Consider the following 19867-nt stretch of genomic DNA (forward strand, 5'->3'; position numbering starts at 1 on the left):
ACGCTTATCCTCAGCCCTGAATTTTTTAATCTCGACCTGAATGCGCCTTTTCCTTAAGGTAAGGCGCTTACGGATCAACCGGTCGGCCGCCTGGCCGTCGACCCAAGACGGATGCCTATGAACCCGAATTTTCTGGATTTCGAACAGCCGATCGCTGACCTGCAAGCCAAGATCGAAGAGCTGCGCCTGGTTGGTAATGACAACTCGCTGAACATCAGCGATGAAATCTCTCGTCTGCAAGAGAAGAGCAATACGCTCACCGAAAGCATTTTCGGCAACCTGACCAGTTGGCAGATCGCGCGCATGGCGCGTCATCCGCGTCGCCCTTACACCCTGGACTACATCGAACACATCTTCACCGAGTTCGACGAACTGCACGGTGACCGTCACTTCTCCGATGACGCGGCAATTGTCGGCGGCGTTGCCCGTCTGGACGACCAGCCAGTCATGGTGATCGGCCATCAGAAAGGCCGTGAAGTCCGCGAGAAAGTGCGTCGCAACTTCGGCATGCCGCGTCCTGAAGGCTATCGCAAGGCCTGCCGCCTGATGGAAATGGCCGAGCGCTTCAAGATGCCGATCCTGACCTTCATCGACACCCCGGGTGCTTACCCGGGGATCGACGCCGAAGAGCGCAACCAGAGTGAAGCGATTGCCTGGAACCTGCGCGTCATGGCCCGCCTGAAAACCCCGATCATCGCCACCGTTATCGGTGAGGGTGGTTCCGGAGGCGCATTGGCCATCGGCGTCTGTGACCAGCTGAACATGCTGCAATATTCCACCTACGCGGTGATCTCGCCGGAAGGGTGCGCCTCGATCCTGTGGAAAACCGCAGAGAAGGCTCCGGATGCTGCCGAAGCCATGGGCATCACCGCTGATCGCCTGAAAGGCCTGGGCATCGTTGACAAGGTGATCGGCGAGCCGGTCGGCGGCGCTCACCGTGACCCGGTACTGGCCTCGGCGACCATTCGCCAGGAACTGATCAGCCAGTTGGCCATGCTCAAGAAGTTCGACAACGACGCGCTGCTGGCCCGTCGCTATGAGCGGCTGATGAGCTACGGTCTCTGATCTGTAGGTGATCTGATGTGGGATCGGCTTTAACCGGGAATGCGCAGGCGCAATCGATAGATTTCTATCGTCTGCTCCGTTGTCTTCCCGGCTGAAGCCGGTCCCACAAAAGCATCTTCCACGCATGCAGGTATGTCATGGGCAAGCAACCTGATCCTTTGGCATTGCGCCTGCTCAATGCACTGACTCCCTGGCAAAGCGCTTCGACGCTCTACATCGCCTTCTCCGGTGGCCTCGATTCCACCGTCCTGCTGCACTTGCTCAAAACCCAATGCGAAATCCCGATCAAAGCCGTGCATATCCATCATGGCCTGCAAGCGGCGGCTGATGCCTGGCCGGGACATTGTCAGACGGTCTGTGATGCTCTGGGCGTGCCCTTGCAGATCATTCGTGTACAGGTGCAGCCCGGAGCGAGTGTGGAACGGGCGGCGCGGGAGGCTCGCTACGGGGCGTTCCGGTCCCTGTTGGCGTCTGGCGAGGTGCTGCTGACGGCCCAGCATCGTGACGATCAGGCCGAAACCCTGTTGTTTCGCCTGCTGCGCGGCGCGGGTGTTCGCGGACTGGCGGCAATGCCGATCCATCGCCCGTTGGGCCTGGGCAGCCTGGTGCGACCTTTGCTGGATATTTCCCGGGCCGAGTTGCTCGCCTATGCCGGGCGGTACCAGTTGAGCTGGATCGACGACCCCAGCAATGCCGACCCCCACTATGCGCGCAATTACCTGCGTCATCAGGTCATGCCCGCCATCACTGGCCGCTGGCCCCAGGCGAGTGCGAGCATGGCCCGGGCTGCTGCGCATCTGAGTGAGGCGCAGGAACTGCTCGACGAACTGGCCGAGCTGGATATCGACCGTGCCCGCAGCGAATCTTCCTGGCCCTGGTTGCCTCTGCCTTCCCTGGCCATGCAACCGTTGGTCGATTTGTCTGATCGGCGCCAGCGCAATCTCCTGCGTCATTGGCTGCGGCCCCTGACGCAAATGCCAGACAGCGAACATTGGGCCGGCTGGCTAAGCCTGCGCGATGCAGGGCAGGAGGGCAGGCCGGTATGGCGTCTGGGCGATGGTGAGCTGCATCGTGTCGGTGGGCGATTGTGGTGGCTATCTGGTGCCTGGCTGCGGCCAGTGGCTGGATCTCTGCAGTGGCCAGATCAACAGACTGCCCTGATGCTGCCGGGTAACGGCCAGGTCTTTATCGAAGGTGACCAGCCCGCTGCGGCGCTGCAGGTGCGCTATCGCCAGGGCGGTGAAATCATGGCTCTGCCGACTCGCGGGCACCGGGATCTCAAGCGCTTGCTCAACGAACAGGGCATACCGTTGTTCGTCCGCGACCGTTTGCCGCTGCTGTATGAAGGCGAGCGCTTGATCGCCGTGGCGAACCTGCCCGGACTCGATGGCAGAGCCCTCGGCGCATGGAGTTTTCATTGGCAGCCGCCGACGAACGATCAAGGTTTGAGCTGAAAGCGCCTTTCCGGTAGACTACGCTCCCTTCTTGATACAGCTTCTGTGGATTCTTTTGGATCGACAGCAGTTGCCGATTTCCAGCCAGCTTTACTCGGCGATTCTAAAAATGTGGCGCGCATCGACGGCTTTCATCGGCCTGTCAGGTTCAACGCAGCAATTTCGGGAGTGCACTGTGAGTTGTACCGGTTATCGGGGGCTTCGGCCTTCCTTCGCTTTCCCCGGCGGCTCTGACCGCTTTAACGCAGACTTCTAGGGTTTTTCATGACGCGCTACATCTTCGTCACGGGCGGTGTTGTTTCTTCATTGGGGAAAGGCATTGCCTCGGCTTCATTGGCGGCCATCCTGGAGGCGCGGGGACTTAAGGTCACCATGCTCAAGCTGGACCCCTATATCAACGTGGACCCGGGCACCATGAGCCCCTTCCAGCACGGTGAAGTGTTCGTCACCCACGACGGCGCCGAAACCGACCTGGACCTGGGCCACTACGAGCGGTTCATCCGCACCACCATGACCCAGAACAACAACTTCACCACCGGCCGTGTGTACGAACACGTCCTGCGCAAAGAGCGCCGTGGTGATTATCTGGGCGCGACCATCCAGGTCATTCCACACATCACCGACGAAATCAAACGCCGGATCATCAAGGGCGCAGGCGATGCCGATGTCGCTCTGGTCGAGATCGGCGGTACGGTGGGTGATATCGAATCGCAACCGTTCCTCGAAGCCATTCGTCAATTGCGCTTCGAAGTCGGCGCCAAGCGCGCGATGCTGATGCACCTGACACTGGTGCCTTACATCGCCACCGCTGGCGAAACCAAGACCAAGCCAACCCAGCACTCGGTCAAGGAGCTGCGCTCCATCGGCCTGCAGCCTGACGTGCTGGTCTGCCGCTCCGATCATCCGATCGACATTTCGTCGCGTCGCAAGATCGCTCAATTCACCAACGTTGAAGAACGTGCGGTGATCGCGCTGGAAGATGCCGACACCATCTACAAGATCCCGGGCATCCTGCATTCCCAGGGTCTGGATGATTTCGTCGTCGAGCGTTTCGGCCTGCAATGCGGCAGCGCTGATCTGTCCGAGTGGGAAGCGGTAGTTGACGCCAAGCTCAATCCTGAGCATGAAGTCACCATCGCCATGGTCGGCAAGTACATGGAGCTGCTGGACGCCTACAAGTCGCTGATCGAAGCGATGAGTCACGCCGGCATCACCAACCGTACCAAGGTCAACCTGCGCTATATCGACTCCGAAGACATCGAGAACCAGGGCACTGCCCTGCTCGAAGGTGTCGATGCGATCCTCGTGCCGGGTGGTTTCGGCCTGCGCGGCGTGGAAGGCAAGATCACTGCGGTGCAGTTCGCTCGCGAAAACAAGGTGCCTTACCTGGGTATCTGCCTGGGCATGCAAGTGGCGGTTATCGAGTTCGCCCGTAACGTGCTGGGCTGGAAAGACGCCAACTCCACCGAGTTCGATCGCAACAGCGGCCATCCGGTCGTCGGTCTGATCACCGAGTGGGAAGATGCCACCGGCGCCGTCGAGACCCGTACCGAATCCTCCGATCTGGGCGGCACCATGCGCCTGGGCGCACAGGATTGCCTGCTGGAGCCGGGTTCGCTGGTTCACGACTGCTACACCAAGGACGTGATCGTCGAGCGTCACCGCCATCGTTATGAAGTGAACAACAAGCTGCTGCCCAGCCTGATCGAAGCCGGTCTGAAAATCTCCGGTCGCTCCGGTGATGGCGCGCTGGTCGAAGTGGTCGAGTCGCCGGACCATCCGTGGTTCGTGGCCTGCCAGTTCCACCCGGAGTTCACCTCGACACCACGTGACGGCCATCCGCTGTTCAGTGGTTTCGTCAAGGCGGCGCTTGCTCAACACCAGAAGAACGGCTGATTCGGGAATCCCAACGACATGACGCAGAAAATCATCCGTGTAGGTTCGATCGAGATCGCCAACGACAAGCCCATGGTCTTGTTCGGCGGCATGAACGTGCTCGAATCGCGGGACATGGCGATGCAGGTCTGTGAAGCCTACGTGCGGGTCACCGAGAAGCTCGGCATCCCGTACGTGTTCAAGGCCAGTTTCGACAAGGCCAATCGCTCGTCGATGCACTCCTACCGTGGCCCCGGCCTGGAAGAGGGCATGCGGATCTTCGAAGAGATCAAGAAGACCTTCAACGTCCCGCTGATCACTGACGTCCATGAGCCTGAGCAGGCGGCGGTCGTTGCCGAAGTCTGCGACATCATCCAGTTGCCGGCCTTTCTGTCGCGGCAGACCGATCTGGTGGTGGCCATGGCCCGGACCAACGCGGTGATCAACATCAAGAAGGCCCAGTTCCTCGCGCCCCAGGAGATGAAGCACATCCTGAGCAAGTGCGAAGAAGCGGGCAATGACCAGTTGATCCTCTGCGAGCGTGGTTCCAGCTTCGGTTACAACAACCTGGTGGTGGACATGCTCGGCTTCGGCATCATGAAGCAGTTCGAATACCCGGTGTTCTTCGACGTGACCCACTCCCTGCAGATGCCGGGCGGTCGCTCGGATTCTGCCGGTGGTCGTCGCGCCCAGGTCACCGACCTGGCGAAGGCGGGCATGAGCCAGAGCCTGGCCGGATTGTTCCTCGAAGCCCACCCGGATCCGGACAATGCCAAATGCGACGGCCCCTGCGCCTTGCGTCTGGACAAGCTGGAACCCTTCCTGGCCCAGCTCAAGGCTCTGGACGAACTGGTGAAAAGTTTTCCGACGGTAGAAACCGCATAAGCCGCGTTTCTCCGTTACATTGCCGTCCTCTCCCGGTCCTCAGGGCGCCGGGAGAGGCTTTTGTTTCAGGCCTGCCAGCTGTTCCGTGCCTGAGGCGATAAAGGTTTTTTCTGCTGCGTCGTTTTCGTCAATCTTGGAGTGCTTACAACAATGGCAAAAATCGTCGACATCAAAGGTCGTGAAGTTCTCGACTCCCGTGGCAATCCCACCGTGGAAGCAGATGTGCTCCTCGACAACGGTATCATCGGCAGCGCCTGTGCGCCGTCCGGTGCCTCCACCGGCTCGCGCGAAGCGCTGGAGCTGCGTGATGGCGACAAGAGCCGTTACATGGGCAAGGGCGTACTGAAGGCAGTCGCCAATATCAACGGTCCTATCCGTGACCTGTTGCTGGGCAAGGATCCGGTCGACCAGCAGGCGCTGGACCGTGCCATGATCGCCCTCGACGGCACCGAAAACAAAGCCAGCCTGGGCGCCAACGCCATCCTCGCCGTGTCCCTGGCCGCTGCCAAGGCTGCTGCTCAGGACCAGGACCTGCCGTTGTACGCGCACATCGCCAACCTCAACGGCACCCCTGGCGTCTACTCGATGCCGGTCCCGATGATGAACATCATCAACGGTGGCGAGCACGCCGATAACAACATCGATATCCAGGAATTCATGATCCAGCCGGTCGGCGCCAAGACCTTTTCCGAAGGTCTGCGCTGGGGCACCGAGATTTTCCACCACCTCAAAGCCGTGCTTAAAGGCCGTGGCCTGAACACTGCCGTCGGTGACGAAGGTGGTTTCGCACCGAACCTGAACTCCAACGCCGACGCGCTGGACGCCATCGCCGAAGCCGTTGCCAACGCCGGTTACAAGCTGGGCACCGACGTGACCCTGGCCCTGGACTGCGCCGCGAGCGAGTTCTACAAGAACGGCAAGTACGTGCTCAGCGAAGAAGGCGAGTACGACTCCGCCGGTTTCGCCGACTACCTGGCCGATCTGGTCAGCAAGCACCCGATCATCTCCATCGAAGATGGTCTGGACGAGTCCGACTGGGCGGGCTGGAAAATCCTCACCGACAAGATCGGCGACAAGATCCAACTGGTGGGCGACGACCTGTTCGTCACCAACACCAAGATTCTCAAAGAAGGCATCGACAAGAAAATCGGTAACTCGATCCTGATCAAGTTCAACCAGATCGGCACCCTGTCCGAGACGCTCGAAGCCATCCAGATGGCCAAGGCTGCGGGTTACACTGCCGTGATCTCGCACCGTTCCGGTGAAACCGAGGATTCGACCATTGCCGATCTGGCCGTGGGCACGTCCGCCGGTCAGATCAAGACCGGTTCCCTGAGCCGTTCCGACCGTATTGCCAAGTACAACCAACTGCTGCGTATCGAAGAGCAATTGGGTGCTAAAGCTATCTATCGTGGTCGCGACGAGTTCCGTGGCTGAGTCGGAGATGGTAAAAAGACAGCGTTCGTTGTAGGAACAGTCGATAATTTCGCCTGATTCTGCCGTTCGCGGTGATTGAGCCTGGCCCGTGCCAGGCTCAATGCCCTCAGTGGTTTGTTCGAATGCTTGCTGTCTTTACTGGGTCCCGATATTCAATGCGCAGTCCGAACTGGTTGTTCCTTGTCTTGCTTCTGCTCCTCGCCGGCTTGCAGTATCGCCTTTGGGTCGGTAACGGGAGCCTTGCGCAAGTGGCCAGCCTGACTCAACAGATTGCTGATCAGCATGCCGAGAATGAAGGCCTGCTGGAGCGCAATCGTGTTCTCGACGCCGAAGTGCTGGAACTGAAAAAAGGTCTGGAAACCGTCGAAGAACGTGCCCGCCATGAATTGGGCATGGTCAAGGATGGCGAAACCCTCTATCAGCTGGCGCAATGACGTGAACGATTCCCTTCCGGCCTTCTGGGCAGTGATTCCCGCCGCGGGCATTGGTGCTCGCATGGCGGCCGACCGGCCCAAGCAGTATCTGCAACTGGGCAGTCTGACTATTCTGGAACACAGCCTGCTGTGTTTTCTCGATCATCCTCGCCTCAAGGGCATGGTGATCAGCCTCGCACCCGATGATCCTTACTGGCCGACCCTGCCATGCGCCCTGGACTCACGCATCCAGCGTGTCGACGGTGGCAGGGAGCGCGCCGACTCGGTGCTCAACGCCTTGTTGCATCTGCATGCCCAGGGCGCTGGCGATAATGACTGGGTACTGGTGCACGACGCCGCGCGGCCCAATCTGTCCCGCAGCGACCTGGACAATCTGCTGAGCGAACTGGCCAACGATCCGGTGGGTGGCCTGCTGGCCGTGCCCGCCCGTGACACCCTCAAGCGGGCCGACAGCGAGGGGCGGGTCAGCGAAACCGTTGATCGCAGCCTGATCTGGCAGGCCTACACGCCACAGATGTTCCGCCTCGGCGCCCTGCATCGGGCATTGGCCGACGGTCTGGTGTCGAATGTGAGTATTACCGACGAAGCCTCGGCCATGGAGTGGGCCGGGCAGGCGCCGCGGCTGATCGAAGGTCGCTCGGATAATATCAAGGTGACCCGGCCTGAGGATCTTGAGTGGTTGCGTTTGCGGCGAAATGAGTTCGGCGTAAAAACAATCCTCGATCTGGAATAAGGGCTTGTAGGAGCTGCCGAAGGCTGCGAAGTCGGTGTGTCAGGTAAAACCTCTCGCAGCCTTCGGCAGCTCCTACAGGTCTGAGTTTGCTGTCATACCCGATACTCATCCCGCAGCGCCAACCCTTCCTTAAGATAATCCACCAGCTTGCGCACCTTGGGCGATAGATGCCGTTGCTGCGGATACAACGCCCAGACCGCGGTATTTGGCGGCTGGTGGGCTTCGAGCAGGGATATCAGCGCGCCGCTGTTCAAATGCTCCAGCACGTAATAATCCGGCAACTGACACAGGCCGACCCCTTGCAGCGCCGCATCCAGCACTGCCTGGCCACTGTTGCAGCGCCAGTTGCCCTGGATCCGCTGGGAAAACTCCCGGCCATTGTGTTGCAGCAACCAGGTGTCGCTGCCGCCAATCAGGCAGTTATGTCGATTGAGTTCCGACAGACTGTGGGGCCGACCATATCGCTCCAGATAGGAGGGCGATGCACAGAGGTACATGCGCCTTGGCGCCAGGCGCGTGGCCACCAGTCGTGAGTCCTGCAGGCGGCCAAGGCGAATGGCCAGGTCCAGCCCTTCGTGCACCAGGTCCAGGGTACGGTTGCTCAATTCGATATCCACGCGTAACTGCGGGTAATCGCCCATGAAACGGGTCACCAATGGGGTGATGAAGCGTTCACCATAGGCCACCGCACAGGTCATGCGCAGCAGCCCCTTGGGCTCGCTGTTCAGGTCGCCGACCGCGCGCAGCGCTTCTTCGCGGCCATCCTGCAAGCGTTGGCAATGGTGCAGGAAGGTCTGCCCGGCTTCGGTCAGGGTGACGCGCCGGGTACTGCGGTAGAGCAGACGGGTCTGCAGGCGTTCTTCCAGGCGGACTATCTGCCGACTGATGTGGGACGACGACACGCCCAGCCGCTCCGCTGCAGCGGTGAACTGACCGCACTCGGCCACGGCGACGAACTCGTCCAGACCTTCCCAGCGATTGGTGTACATTGATTATCCCTGTGCAGCAATAATGTTTTGCTTTTGCCTGGATTATTCACCAATCGGCACTGCTTTACACTCCAGGCCTTGTTTTTACTTCGCTGGAGAAGCTGGATGATCAAGTCACGCGCTGCTGTTGCCTTTGCCCCTAACCAACCGCTGCAGATCGTCGAAGTCGACGTTGAAGCGCCAAAGGCCGGTGAGGTGTTGATTCGCACCGTTGCTTCCGGCGTCTGCCATACCGATGCCTACACCCTGTCCGGTGCCGACTCCGAAGGCGTGTTCCCGTGCATCCTCGGTCACGAAGGCGGCGGCATCGTTGAAGCGATCGGCGAAGGCGTCACCTCCCTGGCAGTAGGCGATCACGTCATCCCGCTGTACACCGCCGAATGTCGCGAATGCAAATTCTGCCTGTCCGGCAAGACCAACCTGTGCCAGAAAGTCCGTGCGACCCAGGGCAAGGGCCTGATGCCGGACGGTACCACCCGTTTCAGCTACAACGGTCAGCCGGTGTATCACTACATGGGCTGCTCGACCTTCTCCGAGTACACCGTGGTGCCGGAAATTTCCCTGGCCAAGATTCCTCAGGAAGCGCCGCTGGAAAAAGTCTGCCTGCTCGGTTGCGGCGTCACGACCGGTATCGGTGCCGTGCTCAACACCGCCAAAGTCGAAGAGGGCGCTACCGTTGCCATCTTCGGCCTGGGCGGCATCGGTCTGGCGGCAATCATCGGCGCGAAAATGGCCAAGGCTTCGCGCATCATTGCCATTGACATCAACCCGGCGAAATTCGACGTGGCCCGTGAGTTGGGTGCGACCGATTTCATCAATCCAAAAGAACACGACAAGCCGATCCAGGACGTGATCGTCGAATTGACCGATGGCGGCGTGGATTACAGCTTCGAATGCATCGGCAACGTCAATCTGATGCGTGCTGCGCTTGAGTGCTGCCATAAAGGCTGGGGCGAGTCGGTCATCATCGGCGTGGCGCCGTCGGGTCAGGAAATCGCTACCCGTCCATTCCAGCTGGTGACCGGTCGCGTCTGGCGCGGTTCGGCATTCGGCGGCGTGCGTGGCCGTACCGAACTGCCTAGCTATGTCGAAAAAGCCCAGAAGGGCGAGATACCCCTGGATACCTTCATCACCCACACCATGGGTCTGGAAGATATCAACAAGGCATTCGACCTGATGCACGAAGGCAAAAGCATTCGCTCCGTCATCCATTTCTAAGAAGCAGCTGCGAGCCATGAGCTTCGAGCGGCGCGCGGGTCTGCACACGACCCTGCTTGCCGCTCGTAGCTCGTAGCTCGAAGCTGGGAGTCCACGACCCATGTCTTTGGAAAATCTTTCCTGTCAGAAAAGCTTCGGCGGCTGGCAGAAACGCTACAAGCATCGCTCCGACGTGCTCGGCTGCGACATGGTATTTGCCGTCTATCTGCCGCCGCAGGCAGAGCAGGGCGAGAAGCTGCCGGTGCTGTATTGGCTGTCGGGCCTGACCTGCACTGACGAGAACTTCATGCAGAAGGCCGGCGTACAACGCATCGCTGCGGAACTGGGGATCATCATCGTTGCTCCCGACACCAGTCCGCGCGGACCTGATGTGCCGGGTGACCCGGACAACGCCTGGGATTTCGGTCTCGGTGCCGGTTTCTACCTGAACGCTACGGCACAGCCCTGGGCCAAGCATTACCGCATGCACGACTATGTCGTCAGTGAGCTGCCTGCCCTGGTCGAGGCGCATTTTCCGGCGTCCGAGGTGCGCGGTGTCAGCGGTCACTCCATGGGCGGTCACGGAGCACTGGTCTGCGCCTTGCGTAATCCGGGTCGTTACAAGTCGGTGTCGGCTTTTTCGCCGATCAGCAATCCGATGGATTGCCCATGGGGGCAGAAGGCTTTCTCCCGTTACCTGGGTGAAGACCGGGCCCGCTGGCGCGAGTGGGATGCCAGTGTGCTGATCAGCGAAGCGACGGAAAAACTGCCGATCCTCGTCGATCAGGGCGATCGTGACGACTTCCTGGCCAATCAGCTCAAGCCTGAAGCGCTGGTCCAGGCGGCGAAAGCCGCAGCGCATCCACTGACGTTGAGAATGCAGCCGGGTTACGACCACAGCTACTTCTTCATCGCCAGTTTCATGGAAGATCATCTACGGCATCACGCACTCGCCTTGAAAGCCTAATAAGTAGGTAGAATCACGCCCTGACTTTTTTCAGGGCGTTTTTTTATGCGTATTGGCCATGGCTACGATGTGCACCGTTTCGCCGAGGGCGACTTCATTACCCTGGGTGGCGTGCGCATTGCACACAGGTTCGGGTTGCTGGCCCATTCCGATGGCGATGTGCTGTTGCATGCCTTGAGTGATGCCTTGCTCGGCGCCGCTGCTCTGGGTGATATCGGCAAGCATTTCCCCGATACCGATCCGCAATTCAAGGGCGCCGACAGCCGCGTCCTGCTGCGCCATGTGCTGGGCCTGATCCATGCCAAGGGCTGGAAGGTCGGCAATGTTGACACCACCATCGTCGCCCAGGCGCCGAAAATGGCCCCGCATATCGATTCGATGCGCGCATTGATTGCCGCGGATCTTCAAGTTGAGCTCGATCAAGTGAACGTAAAAGCCACCACCACGGAAAAGCTCGGCTTTACCGGCCGCGAAGAAGGCATTGCCGTGCACGCTGTTGCCCTGTTGCTGCGCCCATGACTGAACTCGAACTGCTGGGCCCGCGTGCCTATGGTGAAGCCCTGGGCAGCGCCGTGCTCAAGGCCACGGCCGAAGACTTTCAAGTCGACGAAGTGCTGGATATCCCGCTTTCCGGCGACGGTGAGCACCTCTGGCTATGGGTCGAGAAGCGCGGCCTGAATACCGAAGAAGCCGCCCGGCGTCTCGCCCGTGCTGCCGGTGTGCAACTGCGCACGGTCAGCTATGCCGGTCTGAAGGATCGTCAGGCACTGACCCGCCAGTGGTTCAGCATCCAGTTGCCTGGCAAGGCCGACCCGGACATGAGCAGCGCAGAAAACGACACGCTGAAGATCCTCAAGAGTGGTCGGCACAAGCGCAAGTTGCAGCGCGGCGCCCATGCCGCCAACGGCTTTACCCTGCGCCTGACCGGCCTGCAAGCCGATACGGCTGCTCTGGATCTGCGTCTGCAGGCCATCGCTGCGCAAGGTATCCCCAATTACTTCGGTGCCCAGCGCTTCGGGCATGAGGGTGGCAATCTCGGTGAAGCCCGTGATTACGCGGCCCGCCAGGCCTTGCCAGAGCAGCGCAATGTGCGTTCGCGGCTGCTGTCCACTGCGCGCAGCTATATCTTCAATCAGGTGCTGGCCGCACGGGTTGCCGATGGCAGCTGGCAGCGCGCCCAGGTCGGCGATCTGCTGGCATTTACCGACAGTCGTAGTTTTTTTCCGGCCGGTGACGCTGAATGCAGCGACCCGCGCCTGGCCATTCTCGACCTGCATCCGACCGGGCCGCAGTGGGGTAAAGGCCCTTCGCCAGCCCAAGGCCTCACCGCCGAGCTGGAAAACAGCGTTGCCCTGCGTGAGTCGGTGCTTTGTGATTGGCTGATCAGGGCGGGAATGGAACACGAACGTCGCATCCTGCGGCTGCCCATTGGCCGGTTGACGTGGCATTATCCCGAGTCTGACATTCTGCAACTGGAATTCGTCCTTCCGGCCGGATGCTTCGCCACCGTACTGGTGCGTGAACTCGTCGATCTGGTGCCGGTTGGGCAGACGGACAGCCCATGCGTATTCTGATTTCAAATGATGATGGGGTAATGGCCCCCGGTCTTGCTGCGCTGCATTCGGCGTTGGCGGATTACTGTGAGTGCGTGATTGTCGCACCTGATCAGGACCGAAGCGGCGCCAGCAGCTCGTTGACCCTCGACCGGCCATTGCACCCGCATTGGCTGGCCAATGGTTATATCAGCGTCAATGGTTCGCCCACCGACTGTGTGCACCTGGGCCTCAACGGCCTGCTGGAGCAGGCGCCGGACATGGTGGTTTCGGGTATCAACCTGGGCGCCAACCTGGGCGACGACGTGCTGTATTCCGGTACCGTTGGCGCGGCGCTGGAAGGGCGTTTCCTGGAGCGGCCGTCATTTGCCTTTTCGTTTCTGTCGCGTCAACCGGACAACCTGGCGACTGCGGCGCACTATGCCCGTCTGCTGGTCGAGGCCCATGAACAGTTGGACCTGCCGCCGCGCACAGTATTGAACGTCAATATTCCCAATCTTGCGCTCGAGCACGTGCGCGGCATACAGCTGACTCGTCTGGGCCATCGCGCTCGTGCGGCGGCTCCGGTCAAGGTGGTCGATCCCCGTGGCCGTGCCGGTTACTGGATCGCCGCAGCCGGAGATGCCGAAGACGGCGGGGCAGGCACGGATTTTCACGCAGTCATGCAGGGCTTTGTTTCGATTACGCCCTTGCAGCTTGACCGCACTTATCAGGGAGGCTTCAGCAGCCTGAACCGTTGGCTGGAGGGGCTGAGTTGATGTCACGCGAGCAAGATGATCTGTTAAGACGCGGGATCGGCATGACCTCGCAGCGCACCCGTGAGCGTTTGATCCAGCGCCTGTACGAGGAAGGGCTGTCCAACGCCCAGGTACTCGAGGTGATTCGCAAGACGCCGCGCCATCTGTTCGTCGACGAGGCCCTGGCGCATAGGGCGTACGAAGATACGGCGCTGCCGATCGGCCATAACCAGACCATTTCCCAGCCCTACATGGTGGCGCGCATGAGCGAGCTGCTGCTGGCGGCGGGTCCGTTGGACAAGGTACTGGAAATCGGCACCGGTTCGGGCTACCAGACGGCGGTGCTGGCACAGCTGGTCGAGCGGGTTTTTTCGGTGGAGCGGATCAAGGTTCTGCAGGATCGCGCCAAAGAGCGTCTGGTCGAGCTCAACCTGCGCAATGTGGTCTTTCGCTGGGGCGACGGCTGGGAAGGCTGGCCGGCGCTGGCACCTTACAACGGCATCATCGTCACGGCAGTGGCCACGGATGTGCCGCAGGCCCTGCTCGATCAACTGGCACCGGGTGGGCGACTGGTCATACCGGTTGGCTCCGGCGAGGTTCAGCAACTGATGCTGATCATTCGTGAAGAAAACGGTTTTTCCCGACATGTACTGGGTGCTGTTCGCTTCGTACCGTTGCTCAATGGCCCCCTGGCCTGAGCTTTTGCACCGCCGCTGAATTCTGTCGGGCACTGCGGGTCTATCTCCTGTCTTTCTCTGGTACAGGAACCCGGCAGGTGCTTATTCAGTGCGGCGCGCGGATTTTGACATCGTTTAGCAATAACTGCCTGCCGTTAATACGGCACAATAGGCACCTTTCAAATTCAGTCACCGGTAAAGGGAGTGGCGGGTGAGTCGCACAGTCATTCGGCAGCGTATGTCTTCAATAAGTTTTCAGCGGCTGATGATTGGCATTGCCCTCAGTATCCTGTTGGTAGGCTGTTCCAGCAGTCCGTCCGGCGGCGTTCGCGTGGTCGATCGCAATGGCAGCTCGGCGGCACCTCAGCGTCCTGCGGTCACCACCGGGCAATACGTGGTCAAGCGTGGCGATACCCTGTTCTCCATCGCCTTTCGCTACGGCTGGGACTACAAGGCGCTGGCTGCACGCAACCAGATTCCGGAGCCCTATACCATTCATCCGGGACGCACGATTCGCTTCGACGGCGTTTCGAGCAAGCCGTCCGCGTCAACGCCTGTAGCGGTTGTCGGCACGCCGACTGTGCCGCCTCGTTCGGGCACGACCACCAGCACGACCACCAGCCCTTCGGGTTCGCTCAAGACCACGGTTATCTCCAAGCCGATCGGTGTCGTTCCAGTGGTAATACCACCTTCCGGCGGCGCGCCGGCCGACGATGGCGGGCGTTCCCCGGGCGGTTGGACCTGGCCTTCGGCGGGTGTTTTGATCGGCAAATTTTCTTCAAACGGTAGTTTGAATAAAGGAATTGATATCGCCGGGGATTTGGGACAGCCTGTTTTAGCTGCGTCTGATGGTTCGGTTGTTTACGCCGGGAGTGGCTTGCGGGGCTACGGCGAATTGGTAATCATCAAACACAGCGATACCTACGTCAGTGCTTACGGTCATAACCGTAGGCTGTTGGTACGGGAGGGGCAACAGGTCAAGGCAGGGCAGACAATTGCCGAGATGGGTTCAACTGGAACTGACCGGGTGAAGTTGCATTTTGAGATTCGCCGTCAGGGTAAGCCAGTCGATCCGCTGCAATTCTTGCCACGTCGTTGATTGTTGCCAGCCTGTTCCTTGCGTAGAGGGACAGGCTCACGCATTGCCACGGAAATCAGGCGATGCTGGAGCTTGAGGTCGAACTCACCAAAGGACTAAAAAATGGCTCTCATCAACGAAGCGCCGGAGTTTGACATAGATGATGAGGTTCTCCTTATGGAGGCCGGCATCACTCTGGAAGCTGCACCGAAGGAAAAGCAGAAACCTGCCTCCTCGGCTCGGTCCAAGACCAAAAACTCCACCGCACTCAAGCAACACAAGTATATTGACTACACCCGGGCGCTTGATGCGACCCAGCTGTATCTCAATGAAATCGGTTTCTCTCCTTTGCTCTCCCCGGAAGAAGAAGTACATTTTGCGCGGTTGTCGCAAAGTGGTGATCCGGCCGGACGCAAGCGCATGATTGAAAGCAATCTGCGGTTGGTGGTGAAAATCGCCAGACGCTATGTCAATCGTGGGTTGTCATTGCTTGACCTGATCGAAGAGGGCAACCTGGGCCTGATCCGGGCTGTCGAGAAATTCGACCCCGAGCGTGGGTTCCGTTTCTCGACCTATGCCACCTGGTGGATTCGCCAGACCATCGAACGCGCCATCATGAATCAGACCCGTACCATTCGTCTGCCGATTCATGTGGTCAAAGAGCTCAATGTCTATCTGCGTGCTGCTCGGGAGCTGACGCAGAAACTCGACCACGAGCCTTCCCCTGAAGAAATCGCCAACCTGCTCGAGAAACCGGTTTGCGAGGTCAAGCGCATGCTGGGCCTCAATGAGCGGGTATCCTCGGTGGATGTCTCCCTTGGGCCGGACTCGGACAAGACCCTGCTCGATACCCTGACCGACGACCGGCCTACGGACCCCTGTGAGCTGCTGCAGGACGATGATCTGTCCCAGAGCATCGACCAGTGGCTTTCCGAGCTTACCGACAAGCAGCGCGAGGTGGTCGTACGCCGCTTCGGCCTGCGCGGGCACGAAAGCAGCACGCTGGAAGACGTCGGGCTGGAAATCGGCCTGACTCGCGAACGGGTTCGGCAGATCCAGGTCGAGGGCCTCAAGCGTCTGCGTGAGATTCTCGAGAAGAATGGCTTGTCGAGTGAATCGCTTTTCCAGTAGAAGCGCTCATTCCTTGTAGTTTGTAGACGTATACAAAACACCTCGCCTGAGGTGTTTTTGTATTTCTGTCATATAAAAATGTTAACTGCATATGATGATGTTAATACGATGTCTTGTTTAAGAAGGTCTGGATGATCCATGTCAGCTTTTGCTTACGGAAGTTGTAAGTTTTTTGATCGATGGCTCTGGGTTTAATGCGACCCTGGCATGTACATTAATTTTAACTCATTGATTTAAAAGAATTATAAAATGATATGTGCGTTACATAAGGTATGGTTTTTAGCCGTCTGGATAGTTGCTCTCGGCTGAGAAACCACTAATATCAGAACTGTGTCGAGGGACAGACACAGGCCGTCAAGGAAGACAGTCAAGGACATCGCAGGATGCGATTCATCAGGACGATGAAAAAGGATTAAAGGGACTAAGGAAAAAATGTGGGCGGTTCACTCCGCCCCTTCTCTCGTTCGGGAGATCGCTTGCAGAGGATCTCCCGAATACAAAAAAGGCCCGTTTTCGGGCCTTTTTTCATGGCGATGCGAATCAGCGTTCCAGGTCGGCAATCTTGCCTGGCTTGCCATCCCATTCGGCCGCGTCGGGCAGCATGTCTTTCTTTTCGGTGATGTTCGGCCAGATATCAGCCAGCTCTGCGTTGAGCTCGATGAAGTTCTCCATGCCCGCAGGTATCTCATCTTCGGAGAAAATCGCATTGGCAGGGCATTCAGGCTCGCAGAGCGCACAATCGATGCACTCGTCCGGGTGAATCACCAGGAAGTTCGGGCCTTCGTAAAAGCAGTCCACCGGACAGACTTCTACGCAGTCGGTGTACTTGCACTTGATGCAGTTGTCGGTGACGACGAAGGTCATTTCTAATTCTCTCCTCAGGCGGCGGCAGCAAGGCCCCTACGGATGGGGCTGCTAGATTCGGGAGTCCCCGTACCGTATGAAAAACAGGCTTTTGGCCGGCGCTATCACGCCGGACCCTTGGTTCGCCCGATCATCACGCGGCTCGGATCATCTGTTCAGCCAGGCTAAAAGCTGCCAGCTTCCCAAACCGCGCGGGATTCTAACAGCTTGTAACCGCTTGCGTCACAGGCGTGTTTGCAATGTGTACAACAACTCTAGTGCCTGACGCGGCGTGAGGTCGTCGAGTTTGACCTTGCCCAGGTCCTCTAGCACCGGGTGCGGCAGGCTGGCGAACAGGTCGCTCTGTTGCGGAATCGCCGGCTTTCCTGGCTTGGCCTTCGGCTGCTCGTGGGGCAGGCTGGTGGTTTCCAGGCGCAGTAGATGCTCCTTCGCCCGACCGATGACCCGGGCCGGAACCCCGGCCAGTTGGGCCACGGCCAGGCCATAACTCTGACTGGCCGGCCCCGGCAGTACCCGGTGCAGGAAAACAATACGTTCATTGTGCTCGGTGGCATTGAGATGAACGTTAGCCACCAGAGGCTCGCTTTCCGGCAAGACCGTCAGCTCGAAATAGTGAGTCGCGAACAGGGTGTAGGCACGCAACTGGGCGAGACATTCCGCCGCAGCCCAGGCCAGGGACAAACCGTCGAAGGTACTGGTGCCGCGGCCTACTTCGTCCATCAGTACCAGGCTCTTGTCCGTGGCGTTGTGCAGGATATTGGCGGTTTCGCTCATTTCCACCATGAAGGTCGAACGCCCGCCCGCCAGATCGTCACTGGAGCCGATACGGGTAAAAATGCGATCCACCAGGGATAGCTCGCAACTGGCGGCGGGAACAAAGCTGCCGATATGGGCAAGCAGCACGATCAAGGCGGTCTGACGCATGTAGGTGGATTTACCGCCCATGTTAGGACCTGTGATCACCAGCATGCGGGTGCTGTCGTCCAGGGCCAGGTCATTGGCCACGAAAGGTGTGGTCAGGACCTGTTCGACCACCGGATGACGGCCTTGCTCGATGCGCATGCAGGGTTCGTCGACGAAGCGTGGGCAATTGAGATCCAGGTTCAGGGCTCGCTCGGCCAGGTTGGCCAGCACATCCAGCTCGGCCAGAGCAGCCGCAGTGTCCTGCAAGGGCGCCAGATGGCCGATCAGGTCTTCGAGCAATGCTTCGTAAAGCATCTTTTCCCGAGCCAGGGCGCGGCTTTTGGCAGACAGCGCCTTGTCTTCGAACGCCTTCAGTTCCGGAGTAATGAAGCGTTCGGCGCCCTTGAGTGTCTGGCGGCGGATGTAATCGGCCGGCGCCTGTTCGGCCTGTTTGCTCGGCAGCTCGATGAAGTAGCCATGGATGCGGTTGTAGCCGACTTTCAGATTGGCCAGGCCGGTACGGGCCTTTTCCCGGGTTTCCAGGTCGATCAGAAACTGCCCGGCGTTTTCGCTCAGCGATTGCAGATCGTCCAGTTCGGCGTCGTAGCCGGTTTTCAACACGCCACCGTCGCGAATCACCGCAGGCGGGTTGTCGATGATCGCGCGTTGCAGCAGGTCCGCCAATTCCGGATAGGTGCTGGTGGTGGTCGCCAGTTGTTGCAGATGCGGAGCGTCCAGTTCGGTCATGCCCACTTGCAGCTCGGGCAGGGCGCCCAAGGCATCGCGCAGGCGCGCCAGGTCACGGGGCCGGGCATTGCGCAGTCCGATCCGGGCAAGGATGCGCTCGATATCGCCGATTTCCTTGAGTTGCGGTTGCAGCTTTTCAAATCGATAGCTTTCCAGCAGGCAGCGGATTGAGCTCTGCCGCGCCAGCAGAACGCTCAAGTCGCGCAACGGACGGTTCAGCCAGCGGGTCAGCAGACGAGTGCCCATGGCGGTCTGGCAACGATCCATCACCGACTGCAAGGTGTTGTCGCGTCCACCGGCCAGGTTGGTGTCCAGTTCCAGATTGCGACGGCTGGCACCATCGAGCACCACGGTATCGTCCATGCGCTCATGGCGCAGGCTGCGCAGGTGCGGCAGGGCGGTACGCTGGGTTTCCTTGGCGTAACCCAGCAGGCAGCCGGCTGCACCAATGGCCAGTGTCAGGTTTTCGCAACCGAAGCCTTTGAGGTCCTGAGTTGCGAATTGCTGGCACAGACTTTTAAGGGCCGAATCGCGCTCGAAGTCCCAGGGCGCACGACGTCGTGAGCCGCGACGCTTTTCGGCGGGCAGCCCCTGAGGCCAGTCATCGGGAATCAGCAGCTCGACCGGGTTGGTCCGTTCCAGCTCGGCCAGCAGGTTCTCCCAGCCCTTGATTTCCTGGACGCTGAAATGTCCGCTGTTAATGTCGAGGACCGCAAGGCCGAACAGGCGCTCGTCCCCCAGCACAGCAGCGATCAGATTGTCGCGACGTTCATCGAGCAGGGCCTCATCGCTGACGGTGCCGGGCGTGATGATCCGCACTACCTGGCGCTCCACCGGGCCCTTGCTGGTTGCGGGGTCGCCGATCTGCTCGCAGATCACTACCGACTCGCCGAGCTTGACCAGCTTGGCCAGGTAGCCTTCGGCAGCGTGGTAGGGAATGCCGCACATGGGGATGCTCTGCCCGGCGGACTGGCCACGCGCGGTCAGAGTGATATCCAGCAACTTGGCGGCTTTCTTCGCGTCTTCGTAGAAGATTTCATAGAAGTCGCCCATGCGATAGAACATCAACTGATCAGGATGCTGATTCTTCAGCCGCCAGTATTGCTGCATCATGGGAGTGTGCGACGAAAGATCAGAAATA

At 59.5% G+C, this 19867-nt stretch carries 18 protein-coding genes; 15 read left to right on the forward strand and 3 right to left on the reverse strand.

Annotated elements, in window-relative coordinates; all coding sequences use genetic code 11:
• The first annotated feature begins 117 nt into the window (after positions 1-117).
• The 7 genes from ACCD02_RS11650 (at position 118) to ispD (ending at position 7883) form a co-directional block, all read left to right on the forward strand.
• The gene (locus ACCD02_RS11650; RefSeq protein ID WP_413301503.1) at positions 118-1065 is read left to right on the forward strand and encodes an acetyl-CoA carboxylase carboxyltransferase subunit alpha; all 948 of its coding nucleotides are present in this window, start codon (positions 118-120) and stop codon (positions 1063-1065) included.
• A gap of 137 nt (positions 1066-1202) precedes the next feature.
• Entirely contained in the window at positions 1203-2519 is a 1317-nt protein-coding gene (tilS, locus tag ACCD02_RS11655) for a tRNA lysidine(34) synthetase TilS (RefSeq protein ID WP_413301506.1), read from the forward strand.
• Between the two features lie 264 nt (positions 2520-2783).
• Positions 2784-4415 carry a CTP synthase gene (locus tag ACCD02_RS11660; RefSeq protein ID WP_259109894.1) on the forward strand — a complete coding sequence of 544 codons (1632 nt, stop codon included), beginning with the start codon at positions 2784-2786 and terminating at the stop codon, positions 4413-4415.
• An 18-nt stretch (positions 4416-4433) separates the two neighbouring features.
• Positions 4434-5279, forward strand: coding sequence for a 3-deoxy-8-phosphooctulonate synthase (kdsA, locus tag ACCD02_RS11665; protein ID WP_413301508.1), 846 nt, complete (start codon positions 4434-4436; stop codon positions 5277-5279).
• Positions 5280-5429: 150 nt separating this feature from the next.
• Positions 5430-6716, forward strand: a complete 1287-nt coding sequence (eno, locus tag ACCD02_RS11670) for a phosphopyruvate hydratase (RefSeq protein WP_413301510.1) — start codon at positions 5430-5432, stop codon at positions 6714-6716.
• 155 nt (positions 6717-6871) lie between these two features.
• Positions 6872-7150 carry a cell division protein FtsB gene (gene ftsB / locus ACCD02_RS11675; RefSeq protein WP_259109888.1) on the forward strand — a complete coding sequence of 93 codons (279 nt, stop codon included), beginning with the start codon at positions 6872-6874 and terminating at the stop codon, positions 7148-7150.
• Position 7151: 1 nt separating this feature from the next.
• Positions 7152-7883: a 2-C-methyl-D-erythritol 4-phosphate cytidylyltransferase gene (gene ispD, locus ACCD02_RS11680; RefSeq protein WP_413301512.1), complete on the forward strand. Its 732-nt coding sequence runs from the start codon at positions 7152-7154 to the stop codon at positions 7881-7883.
• A gap of 92 nt (positions 7884-7975) precedes the next feature.
• Here ispD and ACCD02_RS11685 read toward each other — a convergent pair whose 3' ends face one another.
• Complete coding sequence (locus tag ACCD02_RS11685) at positions 7976-8872, reverse strand: LysR substrate-binding domain-containing protein (RefSeq protein WP_413301514.1); 897 nt, start codon at positions 8870-8872, stop codon at positions 7976-7978.
• Positions 8873-8977: 105 nt separating this feature from the next.
• Here ACCD02_RS11685 and ACCD02_RS11690 point away from each other — a divergent pair, with 105 nt between their 5' ends.
• The 8 genes from ACCD02_RS11690 to rpoS all read left to right on the forward strand — a co-directional run bounded on the left by ACCD02_RS11690 (position 8978) and on the right by rpoS (position 16212).
• Entirely contained in the window at positions 8978-10090 is a 1113-nt protein-coding gene (locus ACCD02_RS11690) for an S-(hydroxymethyl)glutathione dehydrogenase/class III alcohol dehydrogenase (protein WP_413301516.1), read from the forward strand.
• 100 nt (positions 10091-10190) lie between these two features.
• Positions 10191-11036 carry an S-formylglutathione hydrolase gene (gene fghA, locus ACCD02_RS11695; protein ID WP_413301518.1) on the forward strand — a complete coding sequence of 282 codons (846 nt, stop codon included), beginning with the start codon at positions 10191-10193 and terminating at the stop codon, positions 11034-11036.
• A gap of 45 nt (positions 11037-11081) precedes the next feature.
• Positions 11082-11555, forward strand: a complete 474-nt coding sequence (gene ispF, locus ACCD02_RS11700; protein ID WP_413301520.1) for a 2-C-methyl-D-erythritol 2,4-cyclodiphosphate synthase — start codon at positions 11082-11084, stop codon at positions 11553-11555.
• Positions 11552-12610, forward strand: a complete 1059-nt coding sequence (gene truD / locus ACCD02_RS11705; protein ID WP_413301522.1) for a tRNA pseudouridine(13) synthase TruD — start codon at positions 11552-11554, stop codon at positions 12608-12610. The genes ispF and truD overlap by 4 nt, the downstream gene beginning before the upstream one ends.
• The gene (gene surE / locus ACCD02_RS11710; protein WP_413301524.1) at positions 12598-13347 is read left to right on the forward strand and encodes a 5'/3'-nucleotidase SurE; all 750 of its coding nucleotides are present in this window, start codon (positions 12598-12600) and stop codon (positions 13345-13347) included. The genes truD and surE overlap by 13 nt, the downstream gene beginning before the upstream one ends.
• A 41-nt stretch (positions 13348-13388) precedes the next feature.
• Positions 13389-14024 carry a protein-L-isoaspartate(D-aspartate) O-methyltransferase gene (locus tag ACCD02_RS11715; RefSeq protein WP_259109962.1) on the forward strand — a complete coding sequence of 212 codons (636 nt, stop codon included), beginning with the start codon at positions 13389-13391 and terminating at the stop codon, positions 14022-14024.
• A gap of 190 nt (positions 14025-14214) precedes the next feature.
• The gene (locus ACCD02_RS11720) at positions 14215-15102 is read left to right on the forward strand and encodes a peptidoglycan DD-metalloendopeptidase family protein (protein WP_413301526.1); all 888 of its coding nucleotides are present in this window, start codon (positions 14215-14217) and stop codon (positions 15100-15102) included.
• A gap of 102 nt (positions 15103-15204) precedes the next feature.
• On the forward strand, positions 15205-16212 hold the full coding sequence (rpoS, locus tag ACCD02_RS11725; protein WP_413301528.1) for an RNA polymerase sigma factor RpoS: 1008 nt from the start codon (positions 15205-15207) through the stop codon (positions 16210-16212).
• Between the two features lie 540 nt (positions 16213-16752).
• On the opposite strand, the gene fdxA is transcribed toward rpoS, so the two are convergent.
• Together fdxA and mutS are read right to left on the reverse strand one after the other, a co-directional pair.
• On the reverse strand, positions 16753-17076 hold the full coding sequence (gene fdxA / locus ACCD02_RS11730) for a ferredoxin FdxA (RefSeq protein ID WP_413301530.1): 324 nt from the start codon (positions 17074-17076) through the stop codon (positions 16753-16755).
• A gap of 222 nt (positions 17077-17298) precedes the next feature.
• Positions 17299-19866, reverse strand: a complete 2568-nt coding sequence (mutS, locus tag ACCD02_RS11735) for a DNA mismatch repair protein MutS (protein ID WP_413301851.1) — start codon at positions 19864-19866, stop codon at positions 17299-17301.
• Between the last annotated feature and the right edge of the window lies 1 nt (position 19867).

The organism is Pseudomonas sp. Pseusp88 (assembly GCF_047303955.1).
Taxonomy (GTDB): Bacteria; Pseudomonadota; Gammaproteobacteria; order Pseudomonadales; family Pseudomonadaceae; genus Aquipseudomonas.

Coding starts and splice junctions, on each gene's coding strand:
- tilS (WP_413301506.1), top strand. CDS start 1,203: ATGGGCAAGCAACCTGATCCTTTGGCATTGCGCCTGCTCAATGCACTG.
- eno (WP_413301510.1), top strand. CDS start 5,430: ATGGCAAAAATCGTCGACATCAAAGGTCGTGAAGTTCTCGACTCCCGT.
- ACCD02_RS11660 (WP_259109894.1), top strand. CDS start 2,784: ATGACGCGCTACATCTTCGTCACGGGCGGTGTTGTTTCTTCATTGGGG.
- fdxA (WP_413301530.1), bottom strand. CDS start 17,076: ATGACCTTCGTCGTCACCGACAACTGCATCAAGTGCAAGTACACCGAC.
- ACCD02_RS11715 (WP_259109962.1), top strand. CDS start 13,389: ATGACCTCGCAGCGCACCCGTGAGCGTTTGATCCAGCGCCTGTACGAG.
- fghA (WP_413301518.1), top strand. CDS start 10,191: ATGTCTTTGGAAAATCTTTCCTGTCAGAAAAGCTTCGGCGGCTGGCAG.
- surE (WP_413301524.1), top strand. CDS start 12,598: ATGCGTATTCTGATTTCAAATGATGATGGGGTAATGGCCCCCGGTCTT.
- ACCD02_RS11690 (WP_413301516.1), top strand. CDS start 8,978: ATGATCAAGTCACGCGCTGCTGTTGCCTTTGCCCCTAACCAACCGCTG.
- ACCD02_RS11650 (WP_413301503.1), top strand. CDS start 118: ATGAACCCGAATTTTCTGGATTTCGAACAGCCGATCGCTGACCTGCAA.
- ispF (WP_413301520.1), top strand. CDS start 11,082: ATGCGTATTGGCCATGGCTACGATGTGCACCGTTTCGCCGAGGGCGAC.
- kdsA (WP_413301508.1), top strand. CDS start 4,434: ATGACGCAGAAAATCATCCGTGTAGGTTCGATCGAGATCGCCAACGAC.
- ftsB (WP_259109888.1), top strand. CDS start 6,872: ATGCGCAGTCCGAACTGGTTGTTCCTTGTCTTGCTTCTGCTCCTCGCC.
- rpoS (WP_413301528.1), top strand. CDS start 15,205: ATGGCTCTCATCAACGAAGCGCCGGAGTTTGACATAGATGATGAGGTT.
- ACCD02_RS11685 (WP_413301514.1), bottom strand. CDS start 8,872: ATGTACACCAATCGCTGGGAAGGTCTGGACGAGTTCGTCGCCGTGGCC.
- truD (WP_413301522.1), top strand. CDS start 11,552: ATGACTGAACTCGAACTGCTGGGCCCGCGTGCCTATGGTGAAGCCCTG.